General features: G+C 62.8%; 24 protein-coding genes. 10 read left to right on the top strand and 14 right to left on the bottom strand.

The features are described from left to right. The first annotated feature begins 1 nt into the window (after position 1). The 6 genes from V8U06_RS02510 (at position 2) to V8U06_RS02485 (ending at position 5,576) form a co-directional block, all read left to right on the top strand. The gene (locus tag V8U06_RS02510) at positions 2-1,096 is read left to right on the top strand and encodes a methylenetetrahydrofolate reductase (protein ID WP_226918684.1); all 1,095 of its coding nucleotides are present in this window, start codon (positions 2-4) and stop codon (positions 1,094-1,096) included. Positions 1,097-1,186: 90 nt separating this feature from the next. Further along, complete coding sequence (locus V8U06_RS02505; RefSeq protein WP_427139365.1) at positions 1,187-2,152, top strand: methyltetrahydrofolate cobalamin methyltransferase; 966 nt, start codon at positions 1,187-1,189, stop codon at positions 2,150-2,152. Between the two features lies 1 nt (position 2,153). After that, positions 2,154-2,477 carry a hypothetical protein gene (locus V8U06_RS02500; protein ID WP_226918682.1) on the top strand — a complete coding sequence of 108 codons (324 nt, stop codon included), beginning with the start codon at positions 2,154-2,156 and terminating at the stop codon, positions 2,475-2,477. Between the two features lie 65 nt (positions 2,478-2,542). Continuing rightward, positions 2,543-4,585 carry an ASKHA domain-containing protein gene (locus V8U06_RS02495; RefSeq protein WP_427139364.1) on the top strand — a complete coding sequence of 681 codons (2,043 nt, stop codon included), beginning with the start codon at positions 2,543-2,545 and terminating at the stop codon, positions 4,583-4,585. A 169-nt stretch (positions 4,586-4,754) separates the two neighbouring features. Beyond that, positions 4,755-5,063 carry a hypothetical protein gene (locus V8U06_RS02490; protein WP_226918680.1) on the top strand — a complete coding sequence of 103 codons (309 nt, stop codon included), beginning with the start codon at positions 4,755-4,757 and terminating at the stop codon, positions 5,061-5,063. Positions 5,064-5,174: 111 nt separating this feature from the next. Next, positions 5,175-5,576 carry a hypothetical protein gene (locus V8U06_RS02485; protein WP_427139363.1) on the top strand — a complete coding sequence of 134 codons (402 nt, stop codon included), beginning with the start codon at positions 5,175-5,177 and terminating at the stop codon, positions 5,574-5,576. A gap of 13 nt (positions 5,577-5,589) precedes the next feature. Here V8U06_RS02485 and V8U06_RS02480 read toward each other — a convergent pair whose 3' ends face one another. Beyond that, positions 5,590-6,507 (bottom strand): LysR family transcriptional regulator, encoded by a 918-nt coding sequence (locus V8U06_RS02480; RefSeq protein ID WP_427139362.1) that lies wholly within the window; start codon positions 6,505-6,507, stop codon positions 5,590-5,592. 117 nt (positions 6,508-6,624) lie between these two features. Here V8U06_RS02480 and V8U06_RS02475 point away from each other — a divergent pair, with 117 nt between their 5' ends. Both V8U06_RS02475 and V8U06_RS02470 read left to right on the top strand, forming a co-directional pair. After that, positions 6,625-6,843, top strand: coding sequence for a hypothetical protein (locus V8U06_RS02475; RefSeq protein WP_226918677.1), 219 nt, complete (start codon positions 6,625-6,627; stop codon positions 6,841-6,843). Positions 6,844-6,950: 107 nt separating this feature from the next. Next, positions 6,951-7,154, top strand: a complete 204-nt coding sequence (locus V8U06_RS02470) for a hypothetical protein (RefSeq protein ID WP_427139361.1) — start codon at positions 6,951-6,953, stop codon at positions 7,152-7,154. Positions 7,155-7,241: 87 nt separating this feature from the next. Here the strand turns inward: V8U06_RS02470 and V8U06_RS02465 are convergent, their stop codons facing one another. Beyond that, positions 7,242-7,847, bottom strand: coding sequence for a GNAT family N-acetyltransferase (locus V8U06_RS02465; protein WP_427139360.1), 606 nt, complete (start codon positions 7,845-7,847; stop codon positions 7,242-7,244). A gap of 286 nt (positions 7,848-8,133) precedes the next feature. On the opposite strand from V8U06_RS02465, the gene V8U06_RS02460 reads away from it, so the two are divergent. Next, the gene (locus V8U06_RS02460) at positions 8,134-9,141 is read left to right on the top strand and encodes a GlxA family transcriptional regulator (protein ID WP_427139359.1); all 1,008 of its coding nucleotides are present in this window, start codon (positions 8,134-8,136) and stop codon (positions 9,139-9,141) included. A 91-nt stretch (positions 9,142-9,232) separates the two neighbouring features. Here the strand turns inward: V8U06_RS02460 and V8U06_RS02455 are convergent, their stop codons facing one another. From V8U06_RS02455 to V8U06_RS02435, 5 genes are all read right to left on the bottom strand, one after another. Beyond that, entirely contained in the window at positions 9,233-10,555 is a 1,323-nt protein-coding gene (locus V8U06_RS02455; RefSeq protein WP_427139358.1) for a GGDEF domain-containing response regulator, read from the bottom strand. Between the two features lie 139 nt (positions 10,556-10,694). Continuing rightward, entirely contained in the window at positions 10,695-11,522 is an 828-nt protein-coding gene (locus V8U06_RS02450; RefSeq protein ID WP_226918672.1) for a response regulator, read from the bottom strand. 182 nt (positions 11,523-11,704) lie between these two features. Beyond that, positions 11,705-11,968 carry a hypothetical protein gene (locus V8U06_RS02445; RefSeq protein WP_427139357.1) on the bottom strand — a complete coding sequence of 88 codons (264 nt, stop codon included), beginning with the start codon at positions 11,966-11,968 and terminating at the stop codon, positions 11,705-11,707. 143 nt (positions 11,969-12,111) lie between these two features. Beyond that, positions 12,112-14,589, bottom strand: a complete 2,478-nt coding sequence (locus V8U06_RS02440; RefSeq protein WP_427139356.1) for a mechanosensitive ion channel domain-containing protein — start codon at positions 14,587-14,589, stop codon at positions 12,112-12,114. A gap of 146 nt (positions 14,590-14,735) precedes the next feature. Beyond that, complete coding sequence (locus tag V8U06_RS02435) at positions 14,736-15,293, bottom strand: DUF924 family protein (protein WP_427139355.1); 558 nt, start codon at positions 15,291-15,293, stop codon at positions 14,736-14,738. Between the two features lie 415 nt (positions 15,294-15,708). Between V8U06_RS02435 and V8U06_RS02430 the strand changes: the two genes are divergently transcribed. Continuing rightward, on the top strand, positions 15,709-16,218 hold the full coding sequence (locus V8U06_RS02430; protein ID WP_427139354.1) for a hypothetical protein: 510 nt from the start codon (positions 15,709-15,711) through the stop codon (positions 16,216-16,218). 58 nt (positions 16,219-16,276) lie between these two features. On the opposite strand, the gene V8U06_RS02425 is transcribed toward V8U06_RS02430, so the two are convergent. The 7 genes from V8U06_RS02425 to V8U06_RS02395 all read right to left on the bottom strand — a co-directional run bounded on the left by V8U06_RS02425 (position 16,277) and on the right by V8U06_RS02395 (position 19,061). Then, positions 16,277-16,636 carry a nuclear transport factor 2 family protein gene (locus V8U06_RS02425; protein ID WP_427139353.1) on the bottom strand — a complete coding sequence of 120 codons (360 nt, stop codon included), beginning with the start codon at positions 16,634-16,636 and terminating at the stop codon, positions 16,277-16,279. A 326-nt stretch (positions 16,637-16,962) separates the two neighbouring features. Beyond that, the gene (locus V8U06_RS02420) at positions 16,963-17,172 is read right to left on the bottom strand and encodes a hypothetical protein (RefSeq protein WP_427139352.1); all 210 of its coding nucleotides are present in this window, start codon (positions 17,170-17,172) and stop codon (positions 16,963-16,965) included. Positions 17,173-17,198: 26 nt separating this feature from the next. Next, positions 17,199-17,444, bottom strand: coding sequence for a 30S ribosomal protein S21 (gene rpsU / locus V8U06_RS02415; RefSeq protein WP_427139577.1), 246 nt, complete (start codon positions 17,442-17,444; stop codon positions 17,199-17,201). Between the two features lie 38 nt (positions 17,445-17,482). Next, a complete protein-coding gene (locus V8U06_RS02410) occupies positions 17,483-17,767 on the bottom strand; it encodes a cold-shock protein (protein WP_427139351.1) in 285 nt (94 codons plus the stop codon). 127 nt (positions 17,768-17,894) lie between these two features. Next, positions 17,895-18,104, bottom strand: coding sequence for a cold-shock protein (locus V8U06_RS02405; protein WP_427139350.1), 210 nt, complete (start codon positions 18,102-18,104; stop codon positions 17,895-17,897). A 391-nt stretch (positions 18,105-18,495) separates the two neighbouring features. After that, positions 18,496-18,672 (bottom strand): hypothetical protein, encoded by a 177-nt coding sequence (locus V8U06_RS02400; protein WP_427139349.1) that lies wholly within the window; start codon positions 18,670-18,672, stop codon positions 18,496-18,498. 155 nt (positions 18,673-18,827) lie between these two features. Beyond that, the gene (locus tag V8U06_RS02395) at positions 18,828-19,061 is read right to left on the bottom strand and encodes a BrnA antitoxin family protein (RefSeq protein WP_427139576.1); all 234 of its coding nucleotides are present in this window, start codon (positions 19,059-19,061) and stop codon (positions 18,828-18,830) included. Positions 19,062-19,071: the final 10 nt, after the last annotated feature.

Below are 19,071 nucleotides of genomic sequence, written 5' to 3'. Positions count from 1 at the left end.
CATGGCGCATCTCGACGAAAACCCGCTCGGCGTCCACCTGCCGCTCGATCCGCTTCCCGGCCACTCCTCGCTCGGCCGCCTGGAGCGCGTCCTGCGCCGCGGCGAATTCGCCGTCACGACGGAACTCAACCCGCCTGACAGCGCCAACCCGGAAGACGTCTACGAGCGCGCCGCGATCTTCGACGGCTGGGTGGACGGCATCAACGCGGTCGACGCCTCCGGCGCCAACTGCCACATGTCCTCCGTCGGCATCTGCGCGCTGCTGACCCGCATGGGCTATGCGCCGATCATGCAGATCGCCTGCCGCGACAAGAACCGCATCGCCATCCAGGGCGACGTCCTGGGTGCGGCCGCCATGGGCGTGTGCAACATCATGTGCCTCACCGGCGACGGCGTGCAGGCCGGCGATCAACCGGGCGCAAAGCCGGTCTTCGACCTCGACTGCATGTCGCTGCTCGAAACCGTGCGCATCATGCGCGACAATTCCAAGTTCCTGTCGGGCCGCAAGCTGACGACGCCGCCGAAGGTCTTCCTCGGTGCGGCGATCAACCCCTTCGCCCCGCCCTACGACTTCCGCCCCTATCGCCTTGCCAAGAAGATCGAGGCCGGCGCGCAGTTCGTGCAGAGCCAGTACTGCTTCGACGTGCCGATGTTCCGGGAATACATGAAGAAGGTGCGCGACCTCGGCCTGCACGAGAAGTGCTACATCCTCGTCGGCGTCGGCCCGATGGCCTCCGCCAAGACGGCCAAGTGGATCCGTTCCAACGTGCCCGGCATCCACATTCCCGACGCGGTCATCAAGCGCCTGGAAGGCGCCCAGGACCAGAAGAAGGAAGGCAAGCAGCTCTGCATCGACATCATCAACGAGGTGAAGGAGATCGAGGGCGTTTCCGGCATTCACGTCATGGCCTACCGCCAGGAAGAATATGTCGCGGAAATGGTGCATGATTCCGGCGTCCTCAAGGGCCGCCAGCCCTGGAAGCGCGAGCCGAACCCTGTGGACCAGCTCGTTGCCGAGCGCATCGAGGCGGCGCGCAACGGCCAGGAGCAGGACCAGCAGCAAATGGCGGAAAAAGCCGCCCATCACCCCCATTGAAGGCGCGCCGGCCTGACGCCGGCTTGCCGCTTGTAACACCGGAAATCGCGCGCTAGACCAGAACCAGCGCCCTGCCCCAGAGGATCCTTCATGACACGCACCATCGTCGCCTCGGCCACCCGCGAAATCGTCATCGGTTTCGACCAGCCCTTCTGCGTTATCGGCGAACGCATCAACCCGACCGGCCGCAAGAAGCTGGCCGCGGAAATGCAGGCCGGCAACTTCGAGACCGTCATCAAGGACGCACTGGAACAGGTCGCCGCCGGCGCCACGATGCTCGACATCAATGCGGGCGTGACCTCGGTCAACCCGAACGAGACCGAACCGGGCCTGCTCGTCCAGACGCTGGAGATCGTCCAGGGCCTCGTCGACATCCCGCTCGCGATCGACTCCTCCGTCACCGCCGCCATCGAGGCCGGCCTGAAGGTCGCCAAGGGCCGCCCGCTGGTGAACTCCGTCACGGGTGAGGAAGAAAAGCTCGAGGCCATCCTGCCGCTCGTCAAGAAGTACGACGTTCCGGTCGTCGCCATCTCCAACGACGAGACCGGCATCTCCATGGATCCGGACGTGCGCTTCGCCGTCGCCAAGAAGATCGTCGAGCGCGCCATGGACCATGGCATCAAGCCGCACGACATCGTCGTCGACCCGCTCGTCATGCCGATCGGCGCGCTGGGCGACGCCGGCCGCCAGGTCTTCCAGCTTCTCTATCGCCTGCGCAACGAACTCAAGGTCAACACGACCTGCGGCCTGTCGAACATCTCCTTCGGCCTGCCGCACCGCCACGGCATCAATGCCGGCTTCATCCCGATGGTCATCGGCGCCGGCATGACGTCCGCCATCATGAACCCCTGCCGCCCGCAGGAAATGGAAGCCGTGCGCGCCGCCAACGTCCTGAACGGCGCGGACGCGAACTGCACCAACTGGATCATGACCTACCGCGACCACAAGCCCGCCGAAGGCGGCGCGACGGCTGCCGCCGCCGCAGCCCCGGCTGCCGGTGGTGGTCGCCGCGGTGGTCGTGCAGCCCGCGCCGGCGCCGGCGCGGCACGCGAATAACGTGGCCGGCGGGCGTCAGCTTCGTCGCGACGCCTTCAGCCTCTGGCTGGAGGCGCCCCTCGTGATCGCCATGCGCTGCCACGAGATGGGCATGGCGACGCTGACGGGTTCGACGCAGAACACCGCCGAAATGACCCGAATGGTCACCGAGAAGATGGCTGCCGCGGCGGAAAGCGCCATGGCAGCCAATTTTGCTTTGGCAAAGGCCATGATGACGGCGGCAACGCCCGAGACCACGGCCCGCGCCGTTTCCGAAGCCGCATTGAAGCCCTACGGCAAACGCGTGCGCCGCAATGTGCGCCGCCTCGCCGGCAAGAAGGGCTAGGTGCGGGGATTTATCCGCAAGAGAGAGTACGAGCGATGCGCATTGAAGGCGAGAGGGAGACCAATATGACGGAAGCTTCGGCAAAGGAACCGCTGGTCCTCTTCATGCCCTCGGGCAAGCGCGGCCGTTTCCCGGTGGGAACGCCCGTGCTCGAAGCCGCACGCAAGCTCGGTGTCTATGTCGAAAGCGTCTGCGGCGGGCGCGCCACTTGCGGGCGCTGTCAGATCGAGGTGCAGGAAGGCAACTTCGCCAAGCACAAGATCATCTCCTCGCTCGACCACATCTCGGAAAAGGGCCCGAAGGAAGAGCGCTACGAAAAGATCCGTGGCCTGCCGGACGGGCGCCGCCTCTCCTGCTCCGCGCTCATTCTCGGCGACCTCGTCGTCGACGTGCCGCAGGATACGGTCATCAATGCGCAGGTCGTCCGCAAGGCCGCGACGGACCGCGTCATCGAGCGCAACGCCGCCATCCAGCTCTGCTATGTCGAGGTGGACGAGCCCGACATGCACAAGCCCCTCGGCGATCTCGACCGGCTGAAGGTGATGCTGGAAAAGGACTGGGGCTGGAAGGACCTGCTCATCGCCCCGCACCTCATCCCGCAGGTGCAGTCGATCCTGCGCAAGGGCAACTGGGGCGTGACCGCCGCCATCCACCGCGACATGGATTCCTCGCGCCCCTTCATCGTCGGTCTCTGGCCCGGCCTCAAGAACGAGGCCTACGGCATTGCCTGCGATATCGGCTCGACGACCATCGCCATGCATCTCGTCTCGCTGCTGTCCGGCCGCATCGTCGCCTCTTCGGGCACGTCGAACCCGCAGATCCGCTTCGGCGAGGACCTGATGAGCCGCGTCTCCTACGTCATGATGAACCCGGACGGCCGGGAAGCCATGACCAAGGCGGTGCGCGAGGCGGTCAACGGCCTGATCGGCAAGGTCTGCGCCGAGGGCGAGGTCGACCGGCACGACATTCTCGACATGGTGTTCGTCGCCAATCCCATCATGCACCATCTCTTCCTCGGCATCGATCCGACTGAACTCGGCCAGGCGCCCTTTGCGCTCGCCGTCTCCGGCGCGCTGCAATATTGGGCGCATGAGCTCGACATCGACGTGAACCGCGGTGCGCGGCTCTATACGCTGCCCTGCATCGCCGGCCATGTCGGCGCGGATGCGGCGGGCGCGACGCTGGCGGAAGGCCCCTACCGGCAGGATCGCATGATGCTGCTCGTCGACGTCGGCACCAACGCGGAAATCGTGCTCGGCAACAAGGACCGCGTCGTGGCGGCCTCCTCGCCGACCGGTCCCGCCTTCGAAGGCGCGGAGATTTCCTCCGGCCAGCGCGCCGCCCCCGGCGCCATCGAGCGCGTGCGCATCGATCCCGCCACGCTGGAGCCGCGCTTCCGCGTCATCGGCGTCGACAAGTGGTCCGACGAGGACGGTTTCGCGGAAGCGGCCGCCAGCGTCGGCGTCACCGGCATCTGCGGTTCGGCCATCATCGAGGTGGTCGCGGAAATGTACCTCTCCGGCATCATCTCCGAGGACGGCGTGGTCGACGGCTCGATGGGCGAGCGCAGCGCGCGCATCCTGCAGAACGGCCGCACCTTCTCCTATCTGCTGCATGACGGCGAACCGCGCATCACGGTGACGCAGAACGACATCCGCGCCATCCAGCTCGCCAAGTCCGCGCTTTATGCCGGCATCAAGCTCCTGATGGAAAAGCAGGGCGTCGAACATGTCGATACGATCCGCTTCGCGGGCGCCTTCGGCTCCTTCATCGATCCGAAATACGCCATGGTGCTCGGCCTCATCCCGGACTGCGATCTTGCCGAAGTGAAGGCCGTCGGCAATGCCGCCGGAACCGGCGCGCTGATGGCGCTGCTCAACCGCGACCACCGCCGCGAAATCGAGAAGACCGTCGCCCGCATCGAGAAGATCGAGACCGCGCTCGAGCCGAACTTCCAGCAGCTCTTCGTCAACGCCATGGCGATGCCGAACAAGGTGGACGCCTTCCCGGAACTGGCGAAGGTCGTCGCGCTGCCGGAGCGCAAGGTGCTTGCCGATGACGGCGGCGGCGAAGGGGGCGGTCGTCGCCGCCGGCGCAGCCGCGAATAGGTATTATAGCCGCGGCCCTCGGCCGCGGTTACCATGTCCGTAAACCACCCTCACGAATTCTGCTTTGTTTCCGGCGGTTTATCGGCATGCTGGGAGAATAGGATATGGACCTCGCACGTCGATTCCATCGATCGTGCAGCCCCTCTCTCCCGGATCGGAAAGCCCCGCCATGCCGCTTGCCCGCCTCGCCGCCGCCAGCCTCCTGCTTCTTGCCGTCAGCGGCAATGCCCGGGCTGAGGAAGACTATCCCTTCACAGGCGAATGGGAATGCGACGGCGCGCCCTTCGTCTTCACCTCGACGGTCTACAGCATCGGCGACGAGAGTTTCGACGTGCAGGAGGTCCAGGAAGGCTCGGACGGGTCCTACACGCTCTTCCTCTCCGACGAGGTCTATATCACGCTTTCACAGATCACATCGGATGCGCTGGACTTCTCCTCGTCGGAAAGCAGCCGTACGATGAGCTGCCGCCGCTACTAGAGCATGTCAGGTTCAGATTGAACCAGACATGCTCCAAATTCTTCTGTTTTCGTTTGTCTTTTCGGGAAAACCGGTTCCCATTTTTCCCTGACAAACTCTAAGGATCTCTCCATGCTTCGTCTTCTCGCTCTCGCCCTTTCCCTCGGCCTCGCCGCGCCGGCCTTCGCCGATACCTACGCGGCCATCAGCAACACGGCGATGTCGATCACCGGCGACATCGAATTCGACGATTTCGGCATCACGTTCGAGAACGGCGAGCAGATTACCTTCGACCAGCTGATCGGCGATACGTTCGTGGTGGACGGCAATCGCGTCACCGGCGCATCGGTCTACAGCGTCGCCGAGCCGAAGGACCCGGTGCTGCTCAACGGCAACCACCTCTGCGGCGCACCGGTGACCTATGTCGCCTCCTGGGCGACGAGCGACAACAGTGCAACGGTCGTCGCCGTCTTCTCGACGGAGGATGCGCCGGAGAGCGATGCGGAAATGTGCGCTTCCTACACCTACGAATAAGTGGGGCGCCTGCTCAGCAGGCGACCTGCAGCATATCCATCGGCCGGCGCTCCATGCGGGCGAAGGCCGCGCGGATATAGTCGGCGACGGCCTGCGCCGGCGTTTCCGCCTCCTCGCTGACGACAAGGCCGATAAGGTAGCTGCCAAGATCCGGCAGGCCGTCCTTCTCCCCGAGCGCCACCATGTCGTCGCCGACGAGGAAGCGGGCGAGCGGCGCGACGGCAAGGTCGGCGCGGATGGCCGCGCGCTGGCCCATATGATGGGCGCAGAAATAGGCGACGCGGAAATCGCGGCCCGACCGGCTCAGCTCCTCCAGCGCGCGGGCGCGCCAGATGCAGCCCTCTTCCCACACCGAGACCGGCAGCGGGTTTTTCAGGTGCGCCGTGCCGCAATTCTTGCCGGCCCAGACGAGCTGCTCCTTGAGCAGGATTTCGCCGGGAACAGGGATCGTGCCGTCCGTCGCGTTGAAGATCGCGAGATCCAGCCGGCGTTCGGCGACCGCACGGCGCAGGTTCGCGCTGTTCTCGATGGAGACATTGACGGCGATTGACGGATAGGTCTCGGCAAACCGGCGCAGCACTTCCGGCAGGATGAGTTCGCCGACATCGTCAGGCGCGCCGAGTCGCACGACGCCGTTCATTTCCGGCATCATGAAGCGCGACACCGCCTCGTTGCTGAGCGCGATCAGCCGTCGCGCATAGGACAACAGAACCTCGCCATGATGGGTCAGCACCACCGAGCGCGCATCGCGCCGGAACAGCGTGCAGCCCAGAAGCTCCTCCAGCTTCTTGATCTGCATGGACACGGCCGACGGCGTGCGATGGACCGTCTCGGCGGCCGTGGTGAAGTTGCCGGTCTCGGCAATCGCCACGAATGTTTTCAGGATATCGAGCTCCAGCAAGGGGAGCGTCTGGCGCATCAGCAGATTCATTGCCTGCCTCCATGGATCAGAAATTCTGAAGTAAAGCGTCACTTCATTTCGTTTGATTGAAAACCGAGATGGGCGGATAGTCAATCTGCAAAGCAATCGAATGGAAGGAAAAACGCCATGAACACGCTAAAATCGTTCAAAACCGGCGCCGATCTCGCCGTTCTCGCCCGCGGAAACGGATTCTACTACGCAATACGGCGCTTCGTGGGCGACGCTATCGAAGCCCATCGGCGGCGCGTCACGGTTCGCCACACGGCCGAAGAATTGTCCCAACTGCCGGACTATCTGCAGCAGGACATCAACTGGCCTGCTCTTATGAAGCATGAAGACAACTGATCAATCCAATCAAATATATTCGTTTGATTGATGCGTGAGGGTGCGAGATAGTCACGATCAAGGTCGCGACCTTTCGATTCCTCCCAAGCTCGAAAGGAACCCTGGAAATGGCAATTGCATTGGAACATCGTCCGGTCCGGCGTGCAGCAAGCACCCGCGATGCCGGTAGCCTGTCGCATATCCTGCGTGAACTCTCCCTGCGGATCGCCGCCGCTTGGCGCCGCTACCGCGTCGAACGCGAAATCGAAAGCCTGTCCTACGACCAGCGCAAGGACATCGGTTTCCGCTCGTTCGACAAGACGACGCGATGACGGACGCCTGTAACGGCAATCCGCCGAAAGACGACGACGCCAGACACCGCCGGAGCTGACCTTCAAAGTCTCTCCGGCGGTTTTCTTTTAGGGCCTCAGAATGGGAATATGCGGCGCGGCCGTTTCCGGCAGCACGCCCGTCAGCCTCGGATCGTCGAAAACCTCGACCTGACGCTCCACCGGCACAAAGCCCGAGCGCAGGTAGAAGCCGAGCGCCTGCGGCGAATCCAGCGTGCAGGTATGCACCCAGAAGCGCCCGATGGCCGAACCCTCCCGCGACCAGGCGCGCGCAATCGCCCGGTTCATCAACCACCGCCCCGTCCCGTTGCCGATGATCGCCGTCGTCAGGCCGAAAAACGCGAGTTCGCAGGCGCCCGCCGCACGGAAGTCGAGTTCCAGGAGCCCCTCGCCGCGCCCATTCGCCATCACCGCGTAAACCTCGACATCCGGGTGGTGGAGAATCGCCGCAAGGTCTTCGTCGGCGGGAGAAAGGCGAGACGACCAGAGCCAGTCGGCGCCGATGCGCCTGTAGAGATCGCGATACCAGGTGATGTCCGGCCGCTCGATGCGTTCCAGCGTGATGCCGGGTTGTGCGGGATCGCCACGCGGCGCCGGCGCCGCCCGCATCTCCAGGCAGGTGACCACGGCGGCGAGCTTTCCCGCCGGCACGTCAGAGTATCCGTCTGGCAGCATGGCCGTCCTCCCCGCAAGTCGGTTCGTTTTGGCGGGACCGAAGCGCCTTGTCAAACCGGAACGCGTGTCGGAATGCGGCTGTCGCAATCTGACGCTGCCGCCGGCAAGGTCGCAAATGTGCAAGGAAGGTGGGCCAGCCGCAATTCCGCCGCAAGGCCCTGACATTTCAACGATGCATCCGATACATCAGTCGCAACCATCCTTTTCTCCGTCGCAAAAATGCTAGCGCGACGGCCGTTTCGCCTGCGACGATTGCGACATCCGCCCCCTCAGCATGGACATCCCGATGAACAAGCAAAACGTCAAGAAGCGTTCTCTGGTCTTCTTCCTCGTGCCCAACTTCTCCATGCTGCCCTTTTCGGCGGCCATCGAGACGCTGCGCATCGCCAACCGCATGCTCGGCTATGAAGCCTATACCTGGCGCCTCGCCTCCACGGACGGCCAGCAGGTGCTTTCCTCCAGCGGCATCGGCATCGAGGTCAACTCCTCGCTCGCCGACGAGCGCAAGTATCTCGGCGGCGAGAACCGTCCCTCCATGGTGCTGGTCTGTTCCGGCATCTATGTCGAGGATTTCTCCAACAAGTCGGTCAACGCCTGGCTGCGCGAAGTCTATAACCGCGGCATCGCGGTCGGCTCGCTCTGTACGGGCGCCCATGTGCTCGCCCAGGCGGGCCTCCTGTCCGGCAAGCGCTGCGCCATCCACTGGGAAAACCTGCCGGGCTTTGCCGAGGCCTTCCCGCAGGCCGACGTTTATGCCGATCTCTACGAAATCGACAGCAACATCTATACCTGTGCCGGCGGCACCGCCTCGCTCGACATGATGCTGAACCTCATCGACCAGGATTTCGGCGAAAACCTCGTCAACCGCGTCTGCGAACAGGCTCTCACCGACCGCGTGCGCGGGCCGCACGACCGCCAGCGCCTGCCGCTGCGCGCGCGCCTTGGCGTGCAGAACGCCAAGGTTCTGTCGATCATCGAACTCATGGAAAAGAACCTCGCAGAGCCGCTGTCGCTTCTGGAGATCGCCGACAGCGCCGATCTCTCGCGCCGCCAGATCGAGCGCCTGTTCCGCCAGGAGATGGGCCGCTCGCCTGCCCGCTACTATCTCGAAATCCGCCTCGACCGCGCGCGGCACCTGCTGGTGCAGTCTTCCATGCCGGTCGTGGAAGTGGCCGTCGCCTGCGGCTTCGTGTCCGCCTCGCACTTCTCCAAGTGCTACCGCGAACTCTACAACCGTTCGCCCCAGCAGGAACGCGCAGAGCGCAAGCTGACGCTTTCGGCCATCGCCCGCTGACAACCCTCGAGACGAAAGCCCCGCCGTCGCCGGCGGGGCTTTTTGAGCATATCCAGCCGAAGCGACATCGCTTCGGCGTCGAGTAATACCCCTAGCTTGCCAGCGCGCTCACCAGCGACAGCTCGGAGAAGACGCGGTTCCGGCCGGCATGTTTGGCCATGTAGAGGAACTGGTCGGCGGCATTGAGATAATTGTCGAAGGTTTCCCGCTCCGAAATGGCGGCAAGGCCCGCGGAAACGGTGATGGTCAGCGCCTCTCCGTCCGCATTGATCGGATGGGCCGCGAGATCTTCGCGCAGCCGCTCGCAGTAATCCAGCGCATCGTCCAGCGCCAGGCCGTTGAAGATGATGCCGAATTCCTCGCCGCCGAGGCGCGCGAGCAGATGACGTCCATCCACCCGGTGCTTGAGACGCCGGGAAACGGCCTTCAGCACGACGTCGCCGACCTCATGGCCGTAGGTGTCGTTGAGACGCTTGAAATGGTCGATGTCGAGGATGGCGATCGACATGGCCTCCCCGCGGCGCAGCGCCTGATCCACCAGTCGCGGCCCCGTCTCGAAGAAGTAGCGGCGATTGTAGATGTCGGTAAGGTAGTCCCGCGCGGCAATGCGGTGCAGCGACTGCACGCGCTTCTGGATCGCCGCGACGTGGAAGATCCGGCTGTTGAACTCTTCGACGAGGAAGGGTTTCTGAATGTATTCGTCTCCGCCGGCCCGCAGGAAGCGGGCGGCCACCATGCGGTCGTCCGAGGTCGAAAGACCGACGACGCGCACCGTGTCGTCGCCATGCCGCTGGCGGATTTCGGACAGCAGCGCAAAGCCGTCCATGTCGGCAAGATCGAGGTCGGCGACGACCATGTCGATCCCGGCATGGCTGTCGAGGGCATCGAGCGCCGCCGCGCCGCTTTCCACCGCGATGATCTGGAAACGCTGCTTGGCGATGAGATTGATCTGCTGCTGCAGGCTTTCCGGATCGGAATCGACGACGAGCACCTGGGTCTTGCCGCTCGTCAGGATGCGGTCGACGGCAAGCACGAGCTGCTGCATGGCGGCCGGGCTGTCCTTGACGACGTAATCCAGCACGTTCTTCGCCAGGATATGGTCGCGCGTGGCATCGCTGAACGAGCCGGTGAACACCAGCGGCGCGATGCCCTTGGAGATCACATAGTCGAGCGCCTCGCAATTGGGCGCATCCGGCAGATTGAGATCGAGAACGGCGAGCGAGAATTCCGGCGCATCGGCCTGGAAGATCGCCCGCACCGCCGCCATGCTGGGGCAATGGGTGACGGTGACGCCGAGCTCTTTTTCCAGACGGTACTTGAGCGCCGTGGAAAACATGCGCGAGTCTTCCACGAGCAAAACCTGCTGGCCGGAATGGCGCAGGAATGCAGGCCCTCGCTGCGGATTGGTATCCACTCCCACGTCGTCCAGTACCCTAGATGAAGTTCCCGTTTGCGCGCATTACAAACCACCGGTTTTACCAAGTGGTTAATTCTCCGGGAAATATCTCACGTAACGTAAGGGACAGAACTGGGTGGATCGTCCGCGCGCCGCCTCAGGCGCTCAGGCGCTGCTGGGCCGTGCGGATCTGGGTCAGCGTGTCGAGGTTCTGGTTCACGCGGCAGTAGAACTCCTCGTCGATGAACGGCCGCATGATGAAATCGTTGCCGCCGGCCTTGAGGAACCGCGCCGAGAGCAGGCGGTCGGTGGAGGAGGACACGCCGATGATGCGTAGCTGGTGCGAGCCGCGCGTGCCGCGGATGCGCCGCGTCAGCTCGAAGCCGTCGATGTCAGGCATGTTGTAGTCGGTGATCATCAGGCCGATATCCGGATGATCCTTCAGCAGCGCGAGCGCGCTCGAGCCGTTCTCGGCGACACTGACGCGGAAATTATAGCGCTTGAGACGCGTGGAAAGCAGGGCCCGCGCCGTCGCGCTGTCATCGACGATCAGGACATGGTGCTGATGGTTGGTGAGGAAGCGGCAGACCGATTCCGCCAGCATGTCGACCGCGAAGACATTGTCCTTGAGGATATAGTCGACGATCTCCTTGGAGAGCAGCTGGTCGCGCGTCGTCTGCTGGAACGTGCCGGTAAAGACGATCGTCGGAATGGAGAGGTCGACGAGATAGTTCAGCGCCTCGCCGTTTTCCGCGCCCGGCAGGTTGATGTTGGAGATCGCCAGCGTGATCTTCTCGCTTGACTTGTCATAGGCAAGTTCAAGTTCCTCGAAGCTGCGGCAAATCTCGACATCGAGGTCGAAAAGCTCCTTCAGCCGCTTGGAGATCATGGAGGTGAAGACATTGGAGTCTTCGGCAACAAGAATACGGTGATGCGAGAGAGACGCGCCGGAATACTGCATCCCGGAAATGCCGATAAACGCCATGATATGCCTTCGTGGTATGAACTTTCCCCAAAGTTAAGGGGTAGCCACAACCCTTTGCAAAAGCGTTAAATTTAGAGGGCATGAAAACGCGGGCAGCAACAATTGCCGGGCCGTGGCCGGCAACCTTGCGACGAAAGTCAAACGACGCGGCTTTTCTTGCCGCGCCGGCATTCGTCGGAAGCTTACTTGACCGAGGCGGCACCGCCTTCGATTTCGACCTCTTCGCCGCCGTTCAGGGCGATACGGTCGCCATTCGGCAGGGTGACGAAACAGCCGGAGGGGCAGATGGTCTCGGTCGAGCCCGGCTCCAGTGCGACTTCGGCGCGGTTGCCGCCCTCGACGATGACGAGAACCTGCGTGTCGGCGTCCTTGTTGGTCACCGAGGCAGCCATGGCCGGAGCGGACACCGCAGCCGACACGAGAAGCATCATGATCATTCGCTTCATCTTCACCCGGCGCCGCAGCGCCGCCCTCTTCAAAGCCCTGGTGGAACACTACCGTTCCCCGATGGGATTTGCATGTGTTTTATGAGGGGGCGGCTGAATGCAGCGTGAATGCGGCATTCATGTGCCGGAAACCTGGCGGGCCGTCAGGTCTCGGGCGTGTCTTCGTCCGGCTTGCCGCGCTTGCGCGGCGCTTTCGGGCGCACCTTTTCCGTCGCCTGTTCGAGAAGAACGGTGAGCAGTTCTGCGCCCTCGGGCGAGATCTTGATCGGCACCTCGGCCGCCGCGGGCGCTCCGATGGCGATCTCCTCGGCACGGAAGCGTTCCAGAATGGCGGCGCGCAGTTCCGATTTCACGCCCGTGCCGTTCAGGATATCGGCAAGGAAGGCGCGGATCTCGAAGTCGAGCGTCGTCGACGAGAAGGCCTGGAAGACCACGGTCGGCTCGGGATTGCGCAACAGCCCCTGCTGGCCGCGCACCACTTCGGTGAGGATGTCGCGAACCTGCAGCGGATCGTTGCTGGCATGCACGCTGATCGCGATCTCGACGCGGCCGAGCTTGTTGCGATGGGTCCAGTTGCCGACCTGGCCGTTGATGAGCACGGAGTTCGGCACGATCACCGTCTGGCGCTGGAAGGTCTCGATCTCCGTGGCACGCACAGAGATCCGGCGCACGAAGCCTTCTGTCGTCCCCGCCACCACCCAGTCGCCCACCTTGAACGGCCGCTCGGCAAGCAGGATGAGGCCCGAAACGAAGTTCGACACGATGTTCTGGAGGCCGAAACCGATACCGAGCGAGAGGGCACCGGCGACAAGCGCGAGGCTGGAAAGATTGATGCCCGCCGCCGAAATGCCGACGAGGCCGGCAAGCGCCACGCCCGCATAGCCTACCGCCGTGCGCACGGAGTTGCGCACACCCGCATCGACCTGGCTGCGCGCCAGCACATTGCCGTCCACCCATTTCTGGAACCAGCGCGTGACGACGAGACCGAGGGCGAAGAGCGCGACGCCGGCGAGGATGCCGACCAGCGAAATGGTGATGCTGCCGATGCGGATTTCCGTGAAGATGCGATACGCCCAGGATTCGATCTCGGCGAACTGGAAGCCCCATTGCATCAGGATGAGCGGCACGAAGCAGACGAAAATCAGGAGATAGATCGCAAGACCGGCTGCAAGGCCCACCTGATCGAGCGTCACCTGGCTGAGGCCGAACCGGGCCTCCAGCCGCTTGCCGACCCCTGTTTCCGCAAAAGCGTTCGTCGCCGAGACCGCGCGTCCCGAGAGGAAGCCGATATACATCGTCACGATCGCCGCGCCTGTCACGACAATCTGCGTGGCGACGAACCGCGCCATGCCGACATAGCCGAGCAGGGACGCGAAGATGAGGCCGAGGCCGGTGAGGATCAGAAGCACGAAGATCGAGCGCGGCCAGGGGCGGCCCGGCGCATCCGGCAACTCGCCCTGATGCAGGACCGGCTTGATGAAAGCGGTAATGACAAGCAGGACGCCGATGATGATCGAGGCACAGAAGCTCTTGACCACGGTCAGAACGACCGGTGAGCCGAGCACCTCGCTGATCGTGCCGAGGAAATAGTCCGCGGCATTGACCATGGCCATGCTGACGATCAGCAGCCACAGGCGCCGCGCGCCGCGATCCGACACGCGCACCAGCCGCCAATGCCCGTCAGCGGGCGACAGCACCGCATTGGCAAGCTGCGCCACGAAGGACACCGCCACGACGACGCCGAGCGCAATGGCCACGATGGGTGCGATATCCGTGCGCAGCACCTTGAACGCGTCGAGGAAGAAATAGCTCGCGCCGGCAAAGGCGGCCGCCGCCATGGTCGGCAGGATCGTCGACCAGAAGGCGACCGAGAGGCGCGTGATATAGTGCGGTTTTTCCTGCTGCGCGACGCGGGTGATATAGGGAGAGAACAGCCGGTAGCTGCCGGAGAGCAGCACGAGCGCCGCCATCAGCGACAGTGCGACAGCGCCCAGAAGCTGCATGCGCTTGAACTTCCAGACGAACTGCAGCCACGCCGTCACGGTGCGGCCCAGCGTCTGCGTTTCCTTGGCGATAGCGCCGCTCGCCTCCGTGAAGAGCTCGGGGGTGATCTCGGTGCGCTTCAGGATCGCATCGGTGAAGAGCTGCCGCCGGATTTCCGTGACGCGATTGGAAAGCTTCGTCGCCTCGATGGAGAGATTTTCCGCCTCTCCGGTCAGCGCGTTGATCTCGTTACGCTCCGTGGCGAGCTTCTTGCGCTCCTGGACGACCACGTCCGCCTCCGGCGGCGCACCGTCTGCCGGCGGGTCGCCCAATTCGGTCTGACGCGCCTTGATGGCGTCGAGCCGCGGCCGGGTCGCAACGGAGATGGCAAGGATCGACCGGTTCAACGCTTCGGCCTGCACCTTCAGGTCGACAAGGCGGGCATCGTCGTCCTTGTATTTGTCCACCTGCTCGCGGATCGCATTGAGCTGCCCGCCCGCCCGGTCGAGGTCGGCATTGGCCTGCTGCAACTGCGTCGTGGTTTCGGAAGCCGGCGCCGTCTCCGCCTGGGCGAGCACCGGCGAGGCTGCGAGCAGGAGAACCGTGAAGAAGACCGAGAGAAGACGGAAGATCGGCAAAGGCCAGCCTCGCTGAACAGAAACAGACGCACCGCCACCAGGCGATTCCGCACTCTTCTAGCCATGATTGCGGCCATTTTAAACCGAATTGCCAGTCGCTGGATCAATCGTCGTTCGAACCAGCACCCGCTGAAAGCCGGACGCCCCTAGAATCCGGCGCCCGGTTCGGCAAGATAGGCTTCTTCCGCCGGCGTCGAGGGGCGGCCGAGATAGGCATTGCGATGGGGGAAGCGACCGTAATCCGCGATGACGTCCCGGTGACGGACGGCATAGTCCAGATACATCTCGTCCCCATGCGCTTCGAAGAGGGAAACGGAGAGATCCTGATCCGCAAGATCCTCCGAATGCTCGAACGGCATGTAGAAGAAGTGCCGCCGACCATAGTCCACCAGCTTGTCCGCCCCCGCCTCCAGCGCCAGCCGCGCCTCCTGCCGCGCAATCCAGTCGGTCGCGAAGGCCATGGGCGACGCGCGGTACATGTTGCGGGGAAACTGATCGAGCACGATGATCGCCGCCAGCCGCGCCTCGGGCGTTGCCCGCCATTCCGGGCCGATATGGCGCGAAAGCGCAAGATGCGTCGCGGCAAACCGCTCATGGACATGCGTGTCGAGGGCCGGTGTCGACTGCCACCAGTCCTTCGCCGTCAGCGTCTCGCACCAGTAACCAACAACCTCTTCAGGCCGCTTGATCTCACCACCGCTCATGCCTGCGTCTCCATTCATCTCAGCCGCAATATGGCGTTCCGGACGGTGGAAACAAGAGGCCGCGAACGGGCGAACGCCACCCGGTGGAACGGACAAACCCGATGCCACCCGCCGGCAAGCATTTGTTTGATCGGCGCAATCGGGAGGGCTAACTGGATGGTCAAGGCTCGAGCCATGTCCCGCGCTGATAAAGGATTGGATGAAATGCCAACCTGCGGAGGACGGCACGGCCATGGCCGTCCTTCGCGCTGGCCAGGCAACGCGCGGAACCCCAGGCCGGACCGACACAGCGTGTTGATGCATTGCCGACAAAACGCTGGCGTTGGAGGGAGCGGCGCGCACTTCTGCGGCGCGCGCGACGGAACTTCCCTCCCCTCCGGCGCCTTACCGCTCCATCATGTCGAAGGAGCGGATCATGAAATGCATCTCTCTCGCCATTCTGGCCGGCGGCCTGGCGCTTACGCAGGCTCACCCGGCAACAGCCAGCGAAGAACAGTTTCTCACGTCGCTGGAAGGACAGTACGAAGGCAAGGGGCAGGTGAGGCTGCGCACCAATCGCGGTCCGATCAACGTGACCTGCCGCTTTCAATCCACGGCAACCGCTGACTCGCTTTCGCTCAATGGGACGTGCCGGGGCCTCGTCGTCGTCTCACGGTCGGTTGATGCCGACCTTACGCGCCGTGGCGGTTCCTACAAGGGCACGTATATCGGCGCCGGCTCCGGGCCGGCAACGCTCTCGGGCAAGCGAAGCGGCAATGCCTTGAACCTTGCAATCCGATGGGCAAAGGACATCAACGGCGACCGCAACGCCCAGCTATCCCTGACGAAATCAGGTTCTCGCGGCCTTACGCTGACGACGACGGACAAAGACCCCGCGTCTGGCAAGGCCATCGTGACGAGCAAGATCGTGCTGCACCGGCAATAGGCGCGGGTCCTGTCATCCATACGCATTTTCGCGTTTGGCCGGCGGGTCTGTTGCCGTCCTATTCGTCCCATGCCTGGATCATCGTCTGACGAACGATATGTCCGTCGGCGATATCGATCATGGCGGCACAGAACACACGGGTGCCGTCCGGATAGGCGCATGTCTCGGTAAGGGCGATGCGATTGCCGCTGTCGACGGTCGCATCGACCTTGTGCTCCATATCCCGGCTGCAGACATCGTCCCAAAAAGCCGAGATTGCAGTCTTTCCCGCCAGTTCCCGTGGCCGACTGGGCGGATTTTGCTTGTCGATAATGCGTATCGACGCGTCTTCGGCGTAAAATGCCGCCAAGGCGCGCCCGTCGCGTGTCTCTATGGCGTTCTTTATGGTTGCAGCGTCAACGACCTTTGCTTCCAACATCACTGCCTCCTTCGCCGCGCATGCGGCACGATCCTCAGCAAGCCATTCTGTTTAGAAGAAGCTGTTTTAGCACAGAATGACGATACACCAAAGAGCGCCGGGAGAAACGGTTCGATGGAAATTCCGGTGCTTACCCGTCGCCCGATCACAAGCCGGTCTCGGCCACGTGTCACGGCATCGAGCGCACGGTTGATGGGACGGCTGCAGCGGCTCGGCAGATAGCGATTAACGGCAACATTCGTTGCCTGGTTTTCACCGCGCAGGCCCCGGCAAACGGATCTTCTTCGCATCGACGATCCGCAGGACTGACGCCCGTGCCAAGCGCCCTAGTCTGTCTTTTTCGTCCGCTTTTTCGGAAGCGGCGCGGGATCGGCCGCTTCCTTCGCAAGGCGCAGGGCACGAAGCCTCTCGGTTTTCTTGTCCCGGAGGGTCGCTTCCTGCTCGATAATGCCGCGCGCAGCGGAGTTCGTATCCGCTGCCTTCTGTTCCGCGCTGACCTTCGTCGGCTTGAAAAAATTCTGCTTTGTCGCCGTCATCGGGTCGCCCTCGGTTGCTCTTGTCCTTACCGGCCGCCGCCGAAAGCGGGCTTCTTCTTGGGTGCCGCGATCAACCCCTCCCGTTGGGCTTTCTTGCGCGCGAGTTTACGGGCGCGCCGAATGGCGTCAGCCTTCTCGCGGGCCCTCTTCTCCGAAGGTTTTTCATAAGCGCTGCGCGCTTTCATCTCCCGGAACAGCCCTTCGCGCTGCATCTTTTTCTTGAGAACTCGGAGAGCCTGATCGACATTGTTGTCCCGAACGAGAACTTGCAAAATCTGTCCCTTCATGGCGGCGTGCAAGCCGCGTTAAATTATCTCTTGATGCGAATGCTGGACGGCTTCAACCACGGTTCGTTACGACCAGCGCTCGATGGCGCTTTGCCGACGGGTTGAGGCACTTTAACGTCTGACATATCGATGTCGCTGGCGAGAATCCGGCGTTCGAACATCTCATTGCCGATGCGAACACGGTATTGAACTTCACCGTGGTCGGACGGCAGAACACCGACAATCCGACACGTCGAATCCGCGTCTGTGCGCAAGATGTTCGGCTTGAGCCTGACCGTGTCGCCGACGGCGTAGACTGCTCGGTTCATGGTGAACTCCCTGGTTCGACGCCCTGTTGACGGAAACAAAAAGGCCGGGCGCTAACCCGACCTCTCCCATCGCTCGCCTTCACCGCTGCCAGTACATCCGTGGTCAGCGGGAATGAGCGATTATTCCTTAGGCGGCGCGCAGGTTGTCAGCCGCATTCTTGCCGGACTTGCGGTCACGGACGATGTCATAGCTGACCTTCTGTCCTTCGTTCAGCGCGCCCATGCCTGCCCGCTCGACGGCGGAGACATGCACGAAGACGTCGGTCGAACCGTCGTCAGGCTGAATGAAGCCGAAACCCTTGGTGCTGTTGAACCACTTAACTGTGCCTGAATTCATAACGATATCCTTTCAATCGCATGGAGAAAAACGCCCGAAATGAGCGCGTGTAAATCGACGATGATAGGAAATCTGACCGGGCCGAAAAGGCAGAGACAAAGGTCGCAAACAAGGTTCGATGGGTGAAAGATATGTTTTTCTCGCGCGAATACAAGGAAAATCGCCCCAGACATCAAAAACAATAACGGAAAAGCCGAAAGAATCCGCTGAAAAATCAACGGAAATTCGCTGAAAATATTTTTGGTTTTGGAAAAAATGGAAGGAATATCTGAAAATCTTGTATCGTCAGGCCACGTCTCCCGCACTTAACCGTTGGACTGGAAAGGTCGCTGCCGCTGAGGGCATGGGACTTCCGCTCCGACACGCTGCGAGGGGTGTCCCGGTCTGAAGGTCAGGATTTTCCCGCGGAACGCTGGGCGAAACGTTCCGACAAAGCGCCACCCAGGACAGGCAAACCTGCAAACAGCGCCAGTTGAGGTGTCCCCGTGAGATCGAGCAGGTTCGAGAGGACAATCGCTATCAGCACTCCGGCGAAGGCGCCGATGATGTACGGAAGGTAGCTTTTCATCTTGCGTCTCCCTCGTGAGCGCAAAACATCCCCAGCAAAGGCGCCGTTTCTGTGGCCTGGCGTCTGCAATGACCGCGATCCTGGCACTCGAATACCAGCGGCTTCGCCGGCTCATGCCGCTGGGCACGGGCGATCATGGCATCACAAGGCAAAAATCAGAGCGACTGCTTCATCGCGGCCCGCAGGACATCGTTGATGCGATCCTGCCATCCGGGTCCGTCCGCCTGAAAATGCGCCAGGACATCGCTATCGATTTTCAACGAGACGAGTTCCTTGACGTTCGGGATCGCGCGCCGTTCGACCGCCGGCGCGGCCGCTTTCTTCATCGGCTTGAACAGCGCCTCGGCGGCGTCCTTTGGATTGGCAGGTCTTCGGGGTGTCGTTGCCATTGTCGATTCC

Source organism: Shinella sp. G-2, from assembly GCF_050172695.1.
Lineage (GTDB): Bacteria > Pseudomonadota > Alphaproteobacteria > Rhizobiales > Rhizobiaceae > Shinella.
The sequence above is the reverse complement of the archived record's forward strand: the minus strand, read 5'-3'. Positions and strand labels throughout refer to the sequence as shown.